This window comes from Streptomyces sp. NBC_00271, assembly GCF_036178845.1.
GTDB lineage: Bacteria > Actinomycetota > Actinomycetes > Streptomycetales > Streptomycetaceae > Streptomyces.
In genome coordinates, this window is the sequence record NZ_CP108070.1 from 3,069,800 (window position 1) to 3,087,007 (window position 17,208).

Here is a 17,208-nt window from a genome sequence, read left to right on the forward strand (position 1 = left end):
CTTCTCTCTGTTCGGCTACGGCCTTTCGGCCTCACCGGCTTCCAGCTGCAGGTACTCCTCGGGGATCTCCCCCGTCTCGCTGAAGGACCGCCACTCCTTGACGCCCGGGAACGTGCCCGCCGTGACCTCCGCCAGGAAGCCGCGGACCCATTCGGCCTCCGCCTCGATCATGTGCAGCTTGAACTCGGACTCGATCAGGAAGAGCCGGGGCAGCGTCTCGTAGAGCTTCTCCAGACCGCCGCGCAGACTCGCGGCCCGCACCTCCAGCATGGTGAGCCGCTCCCCCAACAGGCGTGCCACCTCGTCGGGATGGAGCACACCCATCAGTGAGAGCGCGGCCTCGAAGATCGGATACTCCTCCGCCGGGACGGCGAGCAGGTCCGACAGCCACTCCGTGGCCTCCGCACGTCCGGCGTCCGTGATGCCGTACAGCGTGCGCTCGGGGCGGTTGCCCTGTCGCTGCACCTCCGCGACCTCGACGAAGCCGTGCTTCTCCAGGTTCTGCACGACGGTGTAGAGCGAGCCATATTTGATCTTCAGGCTGGTGTCCTTGCCCCGTCGGCGCAGGGTCTGGGCGATCTCGTACGGATGCATCGGCTTCTCGGTGAGCAGCACCATGACCGCGAGCGCCAGCGGATTGCTCAGCTTCCGGCGTTTCGTCGCCATGATGACCTCACCTCGTCTCCGAATATCCGTGGACGAACATATCGCGTGTGCGACGCGAGCGTCAATACACACGATGTATCGCGATTCCCCGCGGGCCGCAAGGGCGTGAGGACTTAGGCCCGACCCCGACACGGCCGTGTCACGCGAGGGAAACAGGCACTCCCTAATTTCTGTCACCCGACAGGAATCCGACTCACGCCGTCCAGCACACCCACCCCGCCCACCCTTCCGCGCCGAAGGCAGGTGCCGCCGTGACCACCACCGCCCCCTCCGACGTACGCCCCGACCCTCCGGAGTCCTCCGGCGACCGCTCCCTGGCCGAGTTCGGCTACCGCCAGGAGCTGCACCGCAGCCTCGGCCGGTACGCCTCGTTCGCCGCCGGCTTCTCCTTCATCTCCGTCCTGACGACCGTCTTCCAGTTCTTCGCCTTCGGGTACGCGTTCGGCGGCCCCGTCTTCTTCTGGACCTGGCCGGCCGTGCTGGTGGGCCAGTTGGCGGTCGCCGCCTGCTTCGCGGAGCTGGCCGCGCGCTATCCGATCTCGGGCGCGATCTACCAGTGGTCCTCGCGCCTGTCGAACCTCTCCTTCGGCTGGTTCGCCGGCTGGATCATGGTGATCGGACAGATCGTGGTGGTCGCGGCGGCGGCGCTCGCGCTGCAGATGGTGCTGCCCGCGATCTGGTCCGGCTTCCAGCTGGTCGGCAGCGATCCGGCCCCCACCAGCCCCGACGGCGCGGCCAACGCGGCGGTCCTCGGCGTGATCCTCCTCGTGCTGACCACACTGGTGAACCTCATCGACAACCGTGTGATGTCGATGATCAACCGGATCGGTGTCACCGCCGAGATCATCGGCGCCGTCCTGATCATCGTGCTCCTGCTCACCCACTCCGAGCGCTCCCCCGGCATCACCTTCCACACCGGCCAGGGCAGCACCGGCCTGTTCGGGGCGCTGATGGTGGGCTCGTTCATGGCCGCGTACGTCATGATCGGCTTCGACAGCGCCGGCGAGATGAGCGAGGAGACCCACCACCCGCGCCGCACCGCACCCCGCACGATCCTCACCGCGCTCGGCGCCGCGGGTCTGCTCGGCGGGCTGATCGTGCTCGGCGGACTGCTCGCCGCCCCCAGCCTCACCGACGGCCGTCTCGGCGTCGACGGTCTGAGCTATGTCCTGACCAGCAGCCTCGGCGACGGGGTCGGCCGCGCGCTGCTCGCCGACGTCGTGGTGGCCATCGCGGTGGCGACCCTGGCGATCCAGACCGCAGCCTGCCGCATGCTCTTCTCGATGGCCCGCGACCACCAGCTCCCCTTCTCCCGCCGCCTCCGCGCGGTCAACCCGCGCACCGGCATGCCGAGCGCCCCCGCCCTGGTCGTCGGCGTCCTCGCCGCCGCTCTGCTGCTGCTCAACTTCGCCTCCCCCGACGCCTTCCTGGCGATCGGCACCACCTGCATCGTGATGCTGTACCTGGCGTACGCGATGGTGACCGGTCCGCTGCTGGTGCGCCGGCTGCGCGGGCAGTTCACCGCCGACGGCACCGACGAGAGGGGTGCCCCGCTCTTCTCGCTGGGCCGCTGGGGCCTCCCCGTCAACGCGATCGCCCTCGTCTACGGCCTCTTCATGACCGTCAACCTCGCCTGGCCGCGCGCGGCGGTGTACGACCCGGCCGGCGGGCACTGGTACTTCCAGTGGTTCACGGTGCTGTTCCTGGGCCTGACGCTGGTCGCGGGCGCCGCCTACCGGGCCTACCGGGCGCGGACACCGGTGGCCGAGACTCCCGAGGCGGTCCCGGCCTCGTACGCCTGAACCTCTCCCCCGCCCGAGCCTCGTACGCTTGACCAGGTGAGACGCAGACCCCGGATCCCGCCCTCCCCCCTCCCGCAGCGCGAGGGAGTCGACCCCGTGCGGATCAGGCTCCCGCGGGACGGGGGGTGGGCCACCGTGCGGGAGCATCTGGTGGAGCGGCTCGCGGCGGGGGCCGGGGTGATCGACGGGATGCTCGGGGACGGGCTGATCGTCGGCGCCGACGGGCGTCCGGTGGCGCCCGACGCGGCGTACGAGCCGGGGATGTTCGTGTGGTTCCACCGGGAGCTGCCCGACGAGGAACCGGTGCCGTTCGCCCTCGACGTGGTGTACCGCGACGAGCACATCGTCGTCGCCGACAAGCCGCACTTCCTCGCCACGACCCCGCGCGGGGGCCATGTCGCCGAGACCGCGCTGGCCCGGCTGCGGCGGGAGCTCGGCCTGCCGGCGATCGGCGCCGCGCATCGGCTGGACCGCCTCACCGCCGGGCTCGTGCTGTTCACCGTGCGGCCCGAGGAGCGCGGCGCCTACCAGACGCTGTTCCGCGACCGGCTGGTCCGCAAGGAGTACGAGGCGGTGGCCCCGTACGACGCGGGGCTCGCGCTGCCGCGGACGGTCACCAGCCGGATCGTGAAGGAGCGCGGGGTGCTGGCCGCGCGCGAGGTGGCGGGCGAGCCGAACGCCCTCACGGAGGTCGAACTCACCGACCACCGCGACGGACTGGGGTGCTATCGTCTGCTGCCGCGCACCGGGCAGACCCATCAACTGCGGGTGCACATGAACGCGTTGGGCGTGCCGATCCTCGGCGATCCGCTCTACCCGGTGGTGACCGGCCCCGTGCCGGCCGGCGACTTCCGGCGACCGCTCCAACTGCTCGCGCGGGTACTGGAGTTCACCGATCCGGTCACGGGACGCGCGCACCGGTTCGTCAGCGGGCGGGCACTGCGGGCCTGGTCCTCGTACGACGACTGGGCACAGGAGGCGTGATCGTCGACGGCCGGGATCAGTAGCCCCGCCACCAGCGCAGGAAGCGCTGCCAGGCGCCGAGTCGGCGCACGGGTTCCGGTGCCGCCGACAGGTCGGGCGATGCCACGGGTGCCGGGGCGGGCGCCGCGACCGGCTCGTCCGTCGTGACCTCCAGGCTCGGCCGCTGCCGCGGGACGGGGTTGATGGAGGGCACATCCTCGACGTCCTGGGGCGCCTGCGGCGCGAAGTACACCGGAAGCTCCACCAGGTGGCGCGAGGACATCGACGAGCGCCAGCGCAACTCGTCCTCGTCGCCCTCGAGTTCGACATCGGGCAGCCGGATCAGCAGTGCCTCGACCCCGACGTCCGCGATGGCACGGCCGATGTCCTGGCCCGGGCACTCGTGGGGGCCGCCGCCGAAGGCGAGGTGGGCGCGGTTGCCCATCATGTTGGCCTTGAGGTCGGGACGCACCTTGGGGTCGATGTTGCCCGGTGCGATCCCCAGGATCAGACCGTCGCCCCGACGGATCTCCCGACCGCCCACCTCCGTGTCCTGCTTGGCGAAGTAGCCGAGGACCGCGCTGAACGGCGGCTCGTCCCACAGCGACTGCTCGACCGCCTGGGGCACCGTCATCTGCCCGCCGTTCAGCTGGGCGCGGAAGCGCGGGTCGGTGAGCACCACGCGCAGCACGTTGGCGAGCAGGTTGGCCGTGGCCTCGTACGCGGCGAGCAGCACCAGGCGCAGATGCTGGGAGACCTCGTCGTCGGTGAGCTGGGCCGGGTGGTTGATCAGGACGCTGGTGAAGTCCCCGGTGGTCTCGGCCCGGCGCCGGGCGGTGTGCCGGATCAGGATGTTCATGACGTACTCGTTGCTGGCGATCGCGGTCTCGGTGCCCCTGAGCAGGTCGCGGGTGGCCTGCACCAGCCGGTCGTCGTACTCGTCGGGCATGCCGAGGATCTCGCACAGCACGGCCATCGGCAGGTGCTCGGCGAACTGGCTGACCAGGTCGGCCCGGCCCTTCTCACAGAACCGGTTGACGAGCAGTTGGGTCGCGCGGTTGATGTGCCGCCGGATGGTGCGGTGGTTGATGGTCGACATGGCACCCATGACCGCGCCGCGCAGCCGCAGGTGTTCGTCGCCCTCGGCGTGCGAACAGATGGGCTGCCAGGCGATGTGCGGCGCGAGGGGGTGGTCGGGGCCGGCCGTGCCGTCCTGGACGGCCCTCCACAGCCGGCTGTCCCGGGAGAAGTGTGTGGGGGTGCTCACCAGGTGCAGGTTCTCGGCGTGGCCGAGCACCACCCAGATCGGCACGTCGTTGTGGAGCAGGACGGGGGCGACCGCGCCGTGCTCCTGACGGAGTTTCTCGTACAGGTCTCCCAGGTCGTCCGCCTCGGGGCCGTACAGCCGGTGCAGTCCGCCGGGACCGAGGCCGTGGGCGGGACAGCCCGGCGGCGGGGCGAGCGTACGGTCGTCCGTACCGGCCGGGATGTGGGATTCAGACGTCACGGTGATCGCTCCGAAACTGAAGTGGATCCGGTGTCTTGGGGGTGTCCGGGTTCTTGGGGGTGGTCCGCTGTCTTGGGGGTGGTCCGCTGTCTTGGGACGGGAATGGCGGCCGCCGCGGGCATCAGGTGTGTGCCTGGCTCATCGTGAGCGAGTACAGGAAGTGCATCAGCGTCATCAGGACGTCCCGGCTGGAGGCCCGGCGGCGCGCGTCGCACTGCACGATCGGGATGTCCTCCGACAGGTCGAGCGCGGCGCGCAGGTCCTCGATCGGATAGCTGGGCGCGTCCGGGAAGGTGTTCATGGCGACGACGAAGGGCACACCGCGCTCCTCCAGACGGCCGATCACGTCGAAACTGACTTCCAGCCGTCGGGTGTCGATCAGCACGACCGCGCCGAGCGCGCCTTCGAAGAGGCCGTTCCACAGGAACCAGAAGCGCTCCTGGCCGGGGGTGCCGAAGAGGTAGAGCACCAGCCGCTCCGTGATGCTGATGCGGCCGAAGTCCATGGCGACGGTGGTCGCGGTCTTGGTCTCCGAGCCGTAGTTGTCGTCGATGCCGATGCCGGCCTGCGTCATGGTCTCCTCGGTGGTCAGCGGTTTGATCTCGCTGACGGCACCCACCATGGTCGTCTTGCCGACTCCGAACCCGCCCACGATCACGATCTTCACGGCGGCTTGCGCCGTGTGCGGCAGATGGTCCTCGGCGCGCGGGCCGGTGATCGTCTCAGAGCTTTTGAAGTCCATGCATCACCGCTTCGAGGAGGGAACGGTCGGGGAGCGCCGAGCGAACGATCGGGGCGCGTGCCTGTACCAGTTCTGCCGCCAGCAGCTCGGTGAGCAGGACGGTCACCACGCTGAACGGCAGATTGAGATAGGCCGAGAGCTCGGCCACGGACAGCGGGGTCTGGCAGAGCCGGAGCAGCACCGACTGCTCCGGCTGGGTGGTGGGTGTCGGCGCGTCGGCGCGCGCCACGATCAAGGTGACCAGGTCCAGATCGGCCCGCTCGCCCGCCTCGCCCCCACCGGTGAGCAGATACAGGCGCCCGGGATTCTTGGGGTCCTCTTCCTCACCGTCTTCCTCACCCTCTTGGGGAGGCCGCTCCCGGGGAGGCTCGGTGAACTCTTCCTTGGGGTATCGCCGTCGGCGTTGCGGAGGAGTCATACGGTCTGCCCGTTGCGCCTCGGCGGACTGGTCAGATGGGCGCCGATCCGGGCGACGAGGTCGCTCATGCGGTTGCTCATGAGGCCGGGCTCCGCGATCTGGTTGGCGAGGACCGCGAGATAGGCGTTGGCCCCGGCGGACATCAGATAGAAGTAGCCTCCGTCGATCTCGATGAGGACCATCTTCATCGTGCCGTCGCTGCTGGGAACCTCGCTCGCGACCGCCGCGGCCAGGCTCTGCAGGCCCGCGCAGGCCGCGGCGACGCGGTCGGCGGCGTCCGGGTTGCCGCCGTAGCGTGCGATGCGCAGTCCGTCGGCGGAGAGCACCACGATCTGCTGGATGCCGGGTACGCCGTCAGCGAGATCCCTGAGCATCCAGTCGAAGTTGTCCCGCTGATGGATCACTTGAGGTCCCCCTCGTCGTCGGCCTCCGCGGCCGCCTGGTTCTTCCTGGTGGACGCGTTGGGGTCCGGGTCACGCTTGAGGCCCTCCCAGAAGGCCTCGACCCAATGCCCCGGTGGCTTCTCCTTCTCCTTCTCCTTCTTCTCCTGCTCCTGCTTCGGGGCGGCGGGCGCGGTGCCCCAGGAAGGCGCCGCGGAAGCGGCCGCGGCCGCCGCCTCCTCCTCGGCGGCGATCCGGGCGGCCTCGGCGTACCGCTCCCTGAGCGGGATCTTGACCCGGCTGCGCCGCTGCGGCAGGCCGTTGGGCGTCCACTCGGTGACCAGGGGGGCGTCGTCGTCCCTGTACCCGTCGTCCTGCTCGGGGAGGCGGGGTCCGGTGGTCGGGCGGCGCTTCTTCGGCTTGCGGTCGGGCCCCTCGACCCCGTCGGTGTCCATGGTCGCGGTGGAGTTCGCGCCGATGCCGTGGGCGAGGGAGGCTGCGGGGTCCTTGGTGAGCATGTTGCTCGGCACCACGACGACCGCGCGGACACCGCCGTACGCGGACTGCCGGAGCGCGATCGCCATGTCGTACATGTTCGAGAGCCGGCCGACGACGGAGATGCCGAGCCGGGGGGCCTCGCCGAGAACCTGGAGGTCGGTGCCGGCCGCGGCCTGCCGGAGCAGTTCCTCCATCTTGCCGCGGGCCTCGTCGCTGAAGCTGACGCCGGAGTCCTCGATCTCGATGGCGACACCGGTCTGCACCTTGAGGGCGGTCAGGTGCACCTTGCTGTTCGGCGGCGAATAGCGCGTCGCGTTGTCGAGGAGTTCGGCGACCGCGTGGATGACCGGTTCGACGTGGATGCCGTTGACGTTGACGTCGGCGATCGAGTGCAGCTCGATGCGCCGGTACTCGAGGATCCGGGACATCGCGCCGCGCATCACGCTGAACAACGGCACGGGCTTGGGCCAGTTGCGGCCCGGGCGGCCGCCGCCGAGCACCGCGATGGAGTCGGCGAGGCGGCCGATCAGCGCGGTGCCGTGGTCGATGCGCAGCAGGTCGTCGAAGACCTCGGGGTTGCGCCCGTGGTCCTCCTCCATCTCGCGGAGTTCCTTGTTCTGCTGGTGGACGATCGCCTGCACGCGGCGGGCGATGTTGACGAAGGAACGGTGCGAGGAGTCGAGCAGCAGCTTCTCGGTGTCCAACAACTGGAGGAAGGTGCTCAGCAGGTCCCGTTCCACCTCGGAGATCTGCGGCAGGCTGGGGTCGTCGACGCCGAAGCGGAGCGCCACAGAGTCGGGGTTCATGCCGCGGTTCATGCGCCGGATCGCGGCGGGCAGGACTTCGTGGTGGAAACGCACGATGTCCTGATCGTGGGCGGCGATGCGTTGTTCCAGGTACGCGGTACGGCGGGCCAGTTCGGCGCGCACGGCACGGATGACGCGGCCACGGCGTACGGCTTCGGCGGCGACCGCGATCACCAGCAGCGTCGCGATGCCGCCGCACCAGCCGACGGCGGCCCGGGCCGGGCCCGTCACCAAGGCGACGGCGGCCCCGGTCACCGCGGCCATCAGTATGGCCGGCAGCAACAGCACGCGCGCGTAGGGAAGTTCACGGCCACCGGGAGGCGATTGAACACTCACCATGTATGCCCTCTGAGACAGATCGGCTGGGGTAGGGGGGAGTTCGTGGGGAAACTGCGTGGTCAAACCGAATCTTCGGAACTTTTGGGAACAAGCGCACGATTACATCTCAACTCGGCGCGCTGCGGGCGAGCTTAGTCCGACCGGATCATCGCCGTGTCATATTCAGCAACCGCCTGAAATCGCCCGCACGACAGGAGTACTCTCGCCCATTTACACGCTCAGGCTTCGTTCGCACACGGTGAGTAGCGGCGTACGGGCATGCGAAAACCGCGCCTCCACAGCGCGGTACGTCAGATTCCGGCGATCCGCAGCGCCGCGTCGGCGGTTGCTTCGGCGAAGGCGGACACGGGCCGCTCGGGGTCGGACCGGTGCACGAGGATCACCCCTTCGATGAGACCGAACAGCAGATCCGTCCGCAGGTCGAGTTCACTCTTGACGAGCACGCCACCCGCCGTGGTCGCGGCCAGCAACTGCCGGTAGGTGTCCTTCAACTCGGCCCGTACGGCATGGAAGCCGGCGAAGCGCTCGGCGCGCACCTCGGGCAGCAGATACAGCCCGCCCAGGTTGTGCGGGCCTCCGCAGAGCAGCTCCACGTCGGTGCGGCACAACTCCCACAGCCGGTTCTCGGGCGGGGTCGCGTCGTCGGCGAGGAGCTCCCGGGCGAAGGCGAGCGAGGGTGTGACGGTCGACTCCAGGAGCTCGGCGAGCAGCTCCTCCTTGCCGGAGACGTAGTGGTACATCGACGCCTGGCGCATCCCGGCCCGCTCGGCGACGGCGCGGGTGGTCGTCGCGGCGTACCCGCGCGTCGTGAACAACTCGGCGGCGGCGTCGAGTAGTTCGTCCCGCGGCGACAGCCCGCTGTCCGGCCGCTGCGCAGCCCGGGGCCGCCCGACCCGTCGCCCACCACCACTTCCCATGCGTTCGATCCTCGCACACGGGACCACCCCCGAGCGGGACAAGGAACGGCGCCCCGCCCACCAGGGGCGCGGGGAACTGCGCGCCCAGCCCCACACAACCCGCCCCTCCAAACCCACAACGCCCCCACCCACCAGGGGCGCGAGGAACTGCGCGCCCAGCCACACCCAACCCGCACCCTCGAACCCGCGGAGCGCCCCGTACCGCCAAACCCGCGGAGCGTCCGGTGAGGGGTCGGTAACCGTCCGGCAACACTCGGGACACGGCTCCGACCCTCCCCACCCCTAATTTCTGTCGAGCGACAGAAATCACCCAGGAGCCGGAGGACTCGCGATGGCGACAGCGACCACTTACGGAGCCCGTGCCCACGCCCGGGCACAAGAGGGCTCCCGCACGGAGGCCATGCCCGTCGTACCGGCGAGCGCCTGGCCCGAGCCCCCCTGCGAGGCGGGCCACCTGGTGTGGGCGGAGACGGTGGCGGCCGGCAACTACACGCACAAGGTGCTGGCCCGCGGCACGGAACTCAGGCTCACCGACCTCGGGGGCGACGCCTGCGCACACCTGCTCCTGTACGCCGCCGATCGCCCCTGGGAACGCCTGAACGTGGCGGACACGGTCAAGGTCCAGTGGAACGCCTACCTCGGCGAGGGGCAGCTGCTCCTCTCCGACCAGGGCCGCGTCCTCGCCTCCCTGGTCGCCGACACCTCGGGCCGCCACGACACGCTCTGCGGCACCTCCACCCTCGTACGCAACACCCAGCGCTACGGCGACGGAACCCCGCAGTCCGCCTCCCCCGCCGGCCGCGAACTGTTCAAGCTGGCCGCCGCCAAGAACGGCCTCGAACCCCGCGACCTGCCGCCCTCGCTCTCCTTCTTCCAGGGCGTGGAGGTCCGTGACGACGGCTCGCTGGACTTCACCGGTTCGGCGGGCCCCGGCGGCAGCGTGACGCTCCGCGCCGAACAGGACGTGACCGTGCTGATCGCGAACGTGCCGCACCCCGCCGACCCCCGTACGGAGTACGTCAGCACTCCCCTGGAGGTCCTCGCCTGGCGCGCGGCCGCGACCGCGCCCGGCGACCCGCTGTGGGAGGCCACGCCCGAGGGCCGCCGCGCCTTCCTGAACACCGCCGAGTTCCTTGCCGCGAGGGGGATCGCATGAAGACCGTGGTTCCGGCCCGGGCCGCCTGGTCCGCCGTCGTCCGCACCGCACAGACGCTCACCGTCACCGACCTGCACGGCAACCAGGCCGTCGACTTCCTGGTGTACGACGCCCACGACACGGCCGTCCGCTACAGCGCGCCCGACACGATCCACGCGCAGGGCAACCTCTTCCTCACCACCGGCAGCGTGCTGATGTCCAATGAGCACACCCCGCTGATGACCGTGGTCGCGGACGAGGTCGGCCGGCACGACACGGTCGGCGGCGCCTGCTCCAAGGAGTCGAACACCCTGCGGTACGGCCACCACACCTGGTCCCAGCACGCCTGCGTGGACAACTTCCTCGCGGAGGGCGCCAAGTACGGCCTCGGTAAACGCGATCTCGTCTCGAACATCAACTGGTACATGAACGTGCCGGTCGAGAAGGACGGCACCCTCGGCATCGTCGACGGCATCTCGGCCCCGGGGCTCACGCTGACCCTGCGCGCCGAGTGCGACGTCCTCGTGCTGGTCTCCAACTGCCCCCAGATCAACAATCCCTGCAACGGCTTCGAGCCGACCGCGGTGGAGATGACCATCGAGGCGAGCGGGGCGACGGGATGACCTTCGACACCCTGCTGATCGCCAACCGCGGCGAGATCGCGGTACGGATCATCCGCACGGCCCGCGAACTCGGCCTGCGCACGGTCGCCGTGTACTCCGACGCCGACCGTGGCACACCCCACGTCCGGCTCGCCGACGAGGCGGTACGGCTGGGGCCCGCGCCCGCGAAGGAGTCGTATCTCGACGCCGACCTCGTCCTGAAGGCGGCCAAGGACACCGGGGCCGGGGCGATCCACCCCGGGTACGGCTTCCTGTCCGAGGACGCGGCCTTCGCGCGGCGCTGCGAGGACGCCGGGATCGTGTTCGTGGGTCCGACGCCGGAGCAGCTCGAGCTGTTCGGGGCGAAGCACACGGCGCGGGCGGCGGCGGAGGCGGCCGGGGTGCCGTTGGCGCCGGGCACGGGACTTCTCCCCGGTCTCACCGAGGCTCTGGAGGCGGCTACCCGCATCGGCTATCCCGTCATGCTGAAGGCCACCGGCGGGGGCGGCGGCATCGGTATGTCGGCATGCCGCTCCGCCGATGAACTGACCGAGGCGTGGGAGCGGGTACAGCGCGTCGCCGCCGCCTCCTTCTCCTCCGCCGGGGTCTTCCTGGAGCGGCTGGTGGAGCACGCCCGCCATGTCGAGGTACAGGTCTTCGGTGACGGCCGGGGCCGGGTCGTCACCTTCGGCGACCGGGACTGCTCGCTCCAGCGTCGCAACCAGAAGGTGCTGGAGGAGGCCCCGGCACCGGGCCTGCCGCCCTCCGTCCGCGCCCGACTCGCCTCTGCCGCACGAGACTTGTGTGCCGCTGTCGGATACCGCTCGGCCGGAACCGTCGAGTTCGTCTACGACGCCGCCCGCGAGGAGGCCTACTTCCTGGAGGTCAACACCCGCCTCCAGGTGGAGCATCCGGTCACCGAGGAGATCTACGGCGTCGACCTCGTCGCGTGGATGCTGCGGCTCGCGCGCGGGGAGTCGGAGGTCGTACGCGATCCGGGGGCGCCGCGCGGTCACGCCGTCGAGGCCCGGGTGTACGCCGAGGACCCCTCGCGCGACCACCGGCCGAGCGCGGGCCTGCTGACGCGGGTCGAGTTCCCCGGCGGCGTCCGCGTCGACGGCTGGGTGGAGACGGGCACCGAGGTGACCACGTCGTACGACCCGATGCTCGCGAAGGTCATCGCGTACGGCCCGGACCGGGCGCACGCGCTGGAACGCCTCGACGAGGCGCTGGCCAGGACCCGGGTGGACGGTATCGAGACGAACCTGGGGCTGGTGCGGGCCGCGCTCGCCGAACCGTCCTTCCGGCGGGCGACGCACTCGACGGCGACGCTGGCCGACGTCAGCGATCCCACGCAGCGCATCGAGGTCGTCTCCGGCGGGACCCTCACCACGGTCCAGGACTGGCCGGGCCGCACCGGCTACTGGCAGGTGGGCGTGCCCCCGTGCGGTCCGATGGACGACCTCTCCTTCCGGCTCGGCAACCGCGCCCTCGGCAACCACGAGGGGGCGCCCGGTCTGGAGTGCACCCTCCAGGGGCCGACGCTGCGCTTCACCCATGCCACGACGGTGTGCGTCACGGGCGCACCGGCGCGGGTCACCGTGGACGGTGCGACGGTCGCGCAGTGGGAGCCGGTGACGGTACCGGCGGGGGCCCTGCTGGAGGTCGGCTCGCCCACCGAACACGGCCTGCGCACCTACGTGCTCTTCGCGGGCGGGGGCCTGGACGTACCGGCGTTCCTCGGCAGCGCGTCCACGTTCACGCTGGGCCGGTTCGGCGGGCACGGAGGCCGCGCCCTGCGCACGGGCGACGTGCTGCACGGCGGCTCGGCGACGGATCACGGGGCGCCGGTACCGGTCGGCAACCGCCCCGGGTTCTCCTCCACCTGGCGGGTCGGCGCGCTCGAAGGCCCGCACGCCGCACCGGAGTTCTTCACCGAGGACGACATCCACGACTTCTACGCCGCCGACTGGAAGGTCCACTTCAACTCGGCGCGCACGGGCGTACGGCTGGTCGGCCCCAAGCCCCGCTGGGCGCGCACGGACGGCGGTGAGGCGGGCCTGCACCCGTCCAACATCCATGACACGCCGTACTCCGTGGGCGCCGTCGACTACACCGGCGACATGCCGGTGCTGCTCGGCCCGGACGGCCCCTCGCTGGGCGGCTTCGTCTGCCCGGCGACGGTCGTCAGCACGGAGCGCTGGAAGCTCGGCCAGTTCCGCCCCGGTGACACCGTGCGCTTCGCACCGCTGGCCGACGACGGCTCGCGGCGGCCCGCGATCGTGGACGGCGGGGTGCTCGCGCGGGACGGCGACGTGACGTACCGCCGCAGCGGCGATGACAACCTGCTGGTCGAATTCGGGCCCATGCAACTGGACCTGGCGCTGCGCATGAGGGTCCACGCCCTGATGGAAGCCGTGGCCGAGGCCGCGCTCGACGGCGTCACGGACCTGACCCCCGGCATCCGCTCCCTGCAGATCCAGACGGACCCCGGCAGGCTTCCGCAACGCGAACTCCTCGCCATGGTGCGGGAGACGGTCCGCACGCTCCCTCCGAGCGACCAGCTCGTCGTCCCCTCCCGCACGGTGCACCTCCCTCTCTCCTGGGACGACCCCGCGACCCGCGAGGCGATCGCCCGCTACATGGCGGGCGTCCGCGACGACGCGCCCTGGTGCCCGTGGAACATCGAGTTCATCCGCCGCGTGAACGGCCTGGACTCGGTGGACGACGTGTACCGCACGGTGTTCGACGCGGAGTACCTCGTCCTGGGCCTGGGCGACGTCTACCTCGGCGCACCGGTGGCCACCCCGCTGGACCCGCGCCACCGCCTGGTGACCACCAAGTACAACCCGGCGCGCACCTGGACCGCCGAGAACTCGGTCGGCATCGGCGGCGCCTACCTGTGCGTTTACGGCATGGAGGGCCCCGGCGGTTACCAGTTCGTGGGCCGTACGACCCAGGTGTGGTCGGGGTGGCAGCAGCGCGGCGCGTTCGAGCCGGGCTCGCCCTGGCTGCTGCGCTTCTTCGACCGCATCAAGTGGTACGCCGTCGAGCCCGACGAACTCCTCGACCTGCGCGCCGACATCGTCTCGGGCCGTTTCGTGCCCCGGATCGAGGAGGGCGTCTTCTCACTCGCCGAGTACGAGGCCTTCCTCGCCACCCACTCCGCTTCCATCGCGGAGTTCCGGGCCGGGCAGGGCGCCGCGTTCTCCGCGGAGCGGGACGCCTGGGAGGCGGCGGGCGAGTTCGACCGCGCGGACGCCGCGTCCGCGCCCGTGGCGCCTGCGGCCGAGGTGATCGTCCCCTCGGGTGGCCGCCTGATCGAGGCCGAGTTCGCGGCCTCCGTATGGCAGCTGAACGTCAAGCCGGGCGACCGGGTGACGACAGGCCAGCCCCTGCTGGCGCTGGAGGCGATGAAAATGGAGTCCAGGGTGCCCGCCCCGATCGACGGAGTGGTCCAACAAGTCCTCACCAAGCCCGGCGCCCAGGTGGAAGCGGGCACAGCACTGGTGGTCCTGGCACCGGTGAGCTGAAAACACGCCCGTGGCCTGTGGGCAGGCGTTCCGCAAGGGGCGGAACGGGTGGGCACAGGCCACCCACCGGCCGGCAGCCGTAGAACAAGGAGCAACCCATGTCCGTCCTGACCCGAGTCCAGTCGGCCTACGCCCGCATCGAGGCAGTCGACCGCCCCGAGGTCTGGATCGACCTCCGCCCCCAGCCGGAGGTCGAGAAGGAGGCGCAGGCCATCGACGCCCGCCTCGCCGCAGGCGAACACCTCCCCCTCGCCGGCAAGCTCCTCGCCGCGAAGGGCAACATCGACGTGGCCGGCCTGAAGACCACCGCAGGCTGCCCGGCCTACGCGTACACCCCGGAGTGCGACGCCCCCGCGGTCGCCCGCCTCCGCGCAGCCGGCGCACTCGTCCTCGGCACCACGAACCTCGACCAGTTCGCCACCGGCCTGGTCGGCACCCGCTCCCCGCACGGCGCCGTACGAGGCGCCCTGGACCCGGCCAGGATCAGCGGCGGCTCCAGCTCGGGATCGGCCGTGGCCGTGGCCCTCGGCATCGTCGACCTCGCCCTCGGCACCGACACGGCCGGCTCCGGACGCGTCCCCGCCGCCTTCAACGGCATCGTCGGCCTCAAGCCCACCCGCGGCCTGGTCCCGGCCACCGGTGTCGTCCCGGCCTGCGCCTCGCTCGACTGCGTGACCGTCTTCGCCCGTACGCTCCCGGAGGCCGAGCAGGCCCTCGCGCACCTGGCGTCCCCCGCCGGACGCGAACTCCCCGCACTCCCCCAGCGGGCCCCCGGCCCGTGGCGCGTCGCCGTCCCTCCGACGGCACAGCTCGGTGAACTCGACGAGGGCTGGGCCGAGGCGTACGAGGCCGCCGTGGAGCAGCTCGTCGCGGCCGGGGCCGAGGTGCGCACGCTCGACCTCACCCCGTTCACCGAGGCGGCGGCGATGCTCTACGAGGGCGCGTTCGTCGCCGAGCGCTACACGGCGGTGGGGAGCTTTATCGACAAATTGATCAGCGAGGGAGGTGCGGGGCTCGACCCGACCGTCGCCGGGATCATCACCCGCGCCCGGGACATCCCGGCCCACCAGCTCTTCGCCGACCAGGCCCGGCTGGCGGCCCTGCGCACCCGGGCCCTCGCCGAACTCGGCGACGCGGACGCCCTGTTGCTGCCGACCGCACCGGGCCACCCCACCCTCGCGGAGGTCGCCGCCGACCCGCTCGGCACCAACGCCCGGCTGGGCCGCTTCACCAACTCCACGAACCTCTTCGACCTGGCGGCGGTCGCCGTCCCGGCCGGTCTCACGCCCGCCGCTCTGCCCTTCGGCGTGATGCTGATCGGTCCGGCGTTCACCGACGAACGCCTCGCCCGGATCGCCGCGCTGCTCCAGCCGGACGTGCGGATCGCGGTGGTCGGCGCCCACCTGTCCGGCCAGCCGCTGAACCTCCAGCTCCTGTCCCTGGGCGCGGAGTGGGAACGTACGACCACGACGGCACCCGCCTACCGTCTGCACGCACTGTCCACCACCCCGCCCAAGCCGGGCCTGGTCCACGTCGGCGAGGGCGCCGGAGCCCGCATCGAGGCCGAGGTGTGGCGACTGCCCGCGGCGGGCCTCGGCCGACTGCTCGCCGACCTGCCCCGGCCGATGGCACTGGGCCGCGTCGAACTGGCCGACGGCACCCACGTGCCCGGCTTCCTGTGCGAGCCCGCGGCGCTCGAAGGCGCCGAGGACATCACGGAGTACAGCGGCTGGCGCGGCTACCTCCGGACCCGCGCCTGACCACACGGCCGTGGTCGGGCCGGAAGGCCGACGCGTCACGATGCGGCAACAGGCATCGTGAAAGCGGACGCGGGCCGAACGTGCCCCGGGGCCGGGGCGTCACAGGCGTGGCACGAGCTTCGCGCCGCACCTCGCCTTCCGTTCGTCAGCGCCGGCCCCCGGGGGGACCCATGCAGTCCAAGACCACCCGCATCGCCCATCTGCTCGTCACCCTCGCCCTCCTGACCGCCGGAGCCGGTGCCGTCACGGGGTGCGGCAGCGAAAAGGCCGTCGGCAACGGGGTGAAGGCCCCCGGCACCGGTCAGGAACCGCAGGCGAAGAACCGCGCCCGACAGGTCGCCGACGCCTGGGACGGGTCCGAGGCCGCTCGGCAGTGGCACAAGGGCTACTACCCGATGGCGGACGCGGTCCAGCTGCCCGAGGGCGGCCTGCGCGACAAAGCCGACCAGCGGGCCTTCACCACCCAGAACTTCGTGCTGCGCGGCACCCTTCCGGCACTCCCGCGGAGGGACGGGGAGGTGAGGTGGAAGAGCGGAGCCTCCCTCACCCTGCCGCTGATGGAGGCGCGCGCGGCGTACGAGAGGGTGGCGCGCGGCGGGAACGACGGCCCGCACCTGACCGTGACCGAGGCGAAGCCGGGCCAGATGACCCTGGCCACCAGCCGCGGCCCGGCGACCGTTCCGGCCTGGCTGTTCACCCTGGAGGGCTACGACACTCCGCTCAAGCGCGCTGCCGTCGGCCCCTCGAAGCTCCCCGAGTCACCGATCGGGCCGAGCCGGGATGTCCCCGCCGACACCCTGGTCCCGCTCGACCGACTCGTCGAGGTGGCCGACGGTGGCCGGTCCGTCACGGTCCTGGCCGACCACGGAGCCTGCGACTCCGGCCCCGCCGTGCACGTGCTGGAGACCGGGACCGACGTGGTGCTTTCCGCGTCCGTCCTCGGAGTACGGAAAGGTCCCTGCACCAGTGAGATGATCCGCGCGCGGGTGACGGTGACGCTGACACGCCCGCTCGGCGACCGTATCCTCCTGGACGCCCACACCGGCCGCCCTGTGCCTCATGAGGGGCCGCACGAGTCCTCACCGAGCTGGGGCTGACAAGAAGGCGCGCCGCCCCCGGCGGGGAGGCGGCGCACCACGA

The 17,208-nt window shown here is 71.3% G+C and carries 14 protein-coding genes; 7 read left to right on the forward strand and 7 right to left on the reverse strand.

The window, feature by feature from the left end:
• Positions 1-15: 15 nt before the first annotated feature.
• Positions 16-666 (reverse strand): PadR family transcriptional regulator, encoded by a 651-nt coding sequence (locus OG798_RS14460; protein WP_095855621.1) that lies wholly within the window; start codon positions 664-666, stop codon positions 16-18.
• Between the two features lie 251 nt (positions 667-917).
• Here OG798_RS14460 and OG798_RS14465 point away from each other — a divergent pair, with 251 nt between their 5' ends.
• Both OG798_RS14465 and OG798_RS14470 read left to right on the forward strand, forming a co-directional pair.
• A complete protein-coding gene (locus OG798_RS14465) occupies positions 918-2,468 on the forward strand; it encodes an amino acid permease (protein ID WP_328757156.1) in 1,551 nt (516 codons plus the stop codon).
• Positions 2,469-2,504: 36 nt separating this feature from the next.
• Positions 2,505-3,452 (forward strand): RluA family pseudouridine synthase, encoded by a 948-nt coding sequence (locus OG798_RS14470; RefSeq protein ID WP_267061341.1) that lies wholly within the window; start codon positions 2,505-2,507, stop codon positions 3,450-3,452.
• A 16-nt stretch (positions 3,453-3,468) separates the two neighbouring features.
• Here the strand turns inward: OG798_RS14470 and OG798_RS14475 are convergent, their stop codons facing one another.
• From OG798_RS14475 to OG798_RS14500, 6 genes are all read right to left on the reverse strand, one after another.
• Positions 3,469-4,938, reverse strand: a complete 1,470-nt coding sequence (locus OG798_RS14475) for a cytochrome P450 (RefSeq protein WP_121416656.1) — start codon at positions 4,936-4,938, stop codon at positions 3,469-3,471.
• Positions 4,939-5,059: 121 nt separating this feature from the next.
• The gene (locus tag OG798_RS14480; protein ID WP_054231186.1) at positions 5,060-5,680 is read right to left on the reverse strand and encodes a GTP-binding protein; all 621 of its coding nucleotides are present in this window, start codon (positions 5,678-5,680) and stop codon (positions 5,060-5,062) included.
• Positions 5,661-6,098 carry a DUF742 domain-containing protein gene (locus OG798_RS14485; RefSeq protein WP_060899893.1) on the reverse strand — a complete coding sequence of 146 codons (438 nt, stop codon included), beginning with the start codon at positions 6,096-6,098 and terminating at the stop codon, positions 5,661-5,663. The genes OG798_RS14480 and OG798_RS14485 overlap by 20 nt, the downstream gene beginning before the upstream one ends.
• Positions 6,095-6,502: a roadblock/LC7 domain-containing protein gene (locus tag OG798_RS14490; protein ID WP_054231184.1), complete on the reverse strand. Its 408-nt coding sequence runs from the start codon at positions 6,500-6,502 to the stop codon at positions 6,095-6,097. The genes OG798_RS14485 and OG798_RS14490 overlap by 4 nt, the downstream gene beginning before the upstream one ends.
• Positions 6,499-8,121 (reverse strand): ATP-binding protein, encoded by a 1,623-nt coding sequence (locus OG798_RS14495; protein WP_267061342.1) that lies wholly within the window; start codon positions 8,119-8,121, stop codon positions 6,499-6,501. The genes OG798_RS14490 and OG798_RS14495 overlap by 4 nt, the downstream gene beginning before the upstream one ends.
• A 290-nt stretch (positions 8,122-8,411) precedes the next feature.
• Entirely contained in the window at positions 8,412-9,038 is a 627-nt protein-coding gene (locus tag OG798_RS14500) for a TetR/AcrR family transcriptional regulator (RefSeq protein WP_121416655.1), read from the reverse strand.
• Positions 9,039-9,369: 331 nt separating this feature from the next.
• Here OG798_RS14500 and OG798_RS14505 point away from each other — a divergent pair, with 331 nt between their 5' ends.
• The 5 genes from OG798_RS14505 to OG798_RS14525 all read left to right on the forward strand — a co-directional run bounded on the left by OG798_RS14505 (position 9,370) and on the right by OG798_RS14525 (position 17,165).
• Positions 9,370-10,194, forward strand: coding sequence for an urea amidolyase associated protein UAAP1 (locus OG798_RS14505; RefSeq protein ID WP_328757163.1), 825 nt, complete (start codon positions 9,370-9,372; stop codon positions 10,192-10,194).
• Positions 10,191-10,796 (forward strand): urea amidolyase associated protein UAAP2, encoded by a 606-nt coding sequence (locus OG798_RS14510; RefSeq protein WP_095855593.1) that lies wholly within the window; start codon positions 10,191-10,193, stop codon positions 10,794-10,796. Before OG798_RS14505 ends, OG798_RS14510 begins: the two co-directional genes overlap by 4 nt.
• Complete coding sequence (locus tag OG798_RS14515; RefSeq protein WP_328757166.1) at positions 10,793-14,308, forward strand: 5-oxoprolinase/urea amidolyase family protein; 3,516 nt, start codon at positions 10,793-10,795, stop codon at positions 14,306-14,308. Before OG798_RS14510 ends, OG798_RS14515 begins: the two co-directional genes overlap by 4 nt.
• A 98-nt stretch (positions 14,309-14,406) precedes the next feature.
• Positions 14,407-16,068, forward strand: a complete 1,662-nt coding sequence (atzF, locus tag OG798_RS14520) for an allophanate hydrolase (RefSeq protein ID WP_328757168.1) — start codon at positions 14,407-14,409, stop codon at positions 16,066-16,068.
• A gap of 170 nt (positions 16,069-16,238) precedes the next feature.
• Entirely contained in the window at positions 16,239-17,165 is a 927-nt protein-coding gene (locus tag OG798_RS14525) for a hypothetical protein (protein ID WP_095855590.1), read from the forward strand.
• The last annotated feature ends 43 nt before the right edge of the window (positions 17,166-17,208 follow it).

Bases quoted from the DNA above. Each gene is read 5' to 3' on its own strand.
- OG798_RS14460 (WP_095855621.1), bottom strand. From the start codon at position 666: ATGGCGACGAAACGCCGGAAGCTGAGCAATCCGCTGGCGCTCGCGGTC.
- OG798_RS14480 (WP_054231186.1), bottom strand. From the start codon at position 5,680: ATGGACTTCAAAAGCTCTGAGACGATCACCGGCCCGCGCGCCGAGGAC.
- OG798_RS14485 (WP_060899893.1), bottom strand. From the start codon at position 6,098: ATGACTCCTCCGCAACGCCGACGGCGATACCCCAAGGAAGAGTTCACC.
- OG798_RS14495 (WP_267061342.1), bottom strand. From the start codon at position 8,121: ATGGTGAGTGTTCAATCGCCTCCCGGTGGCCGTGAACTTCCCTACGCG.
- OG798_RS14500 (WP_121416655.1), bottom strand. From the start codon at position 9,038: ATGGGAAGTGGTGGTGGGCGACGGGTCGGGCGGCCCCGGGCTGCGCAG.
- OG798_RS14505 (WP_328757163.1), top strand. From the start codon at position 9,370: ATGGCGACAGCGACCACTTACGGAGCCCGTGCCCACGCCCGGGCACAA.
- OG798_RS14510 (WP_095855593.1), top strand. From the start codon at position 10,191: ATGAAGACCGTGGTTCCGGCCCGGGCCGCCTGGTCCGCCGTCGTCCGC.
- OG798_RS14515 (WP_328757166.1), top strand. From the start codon at position 10,793: ATGACCTTCGACACCCTGCTGATCGCCAACCGCGGCGAGATCGCGGTA.
- atzF (WP_328757168.1), top strand. From the start codon at position 14,407: ATGTCCGTCCTGACCCGAGTCCAGTCGGCCTACGCCCGCATCGAGGCA.
- OG798_RS14525 (WP_095855590.1), top strand. From the start codon at position 16,239: ATGCAGTCCAAGACCACCCGCATCGCCCATCTGCTCGTCACCCTCGCC.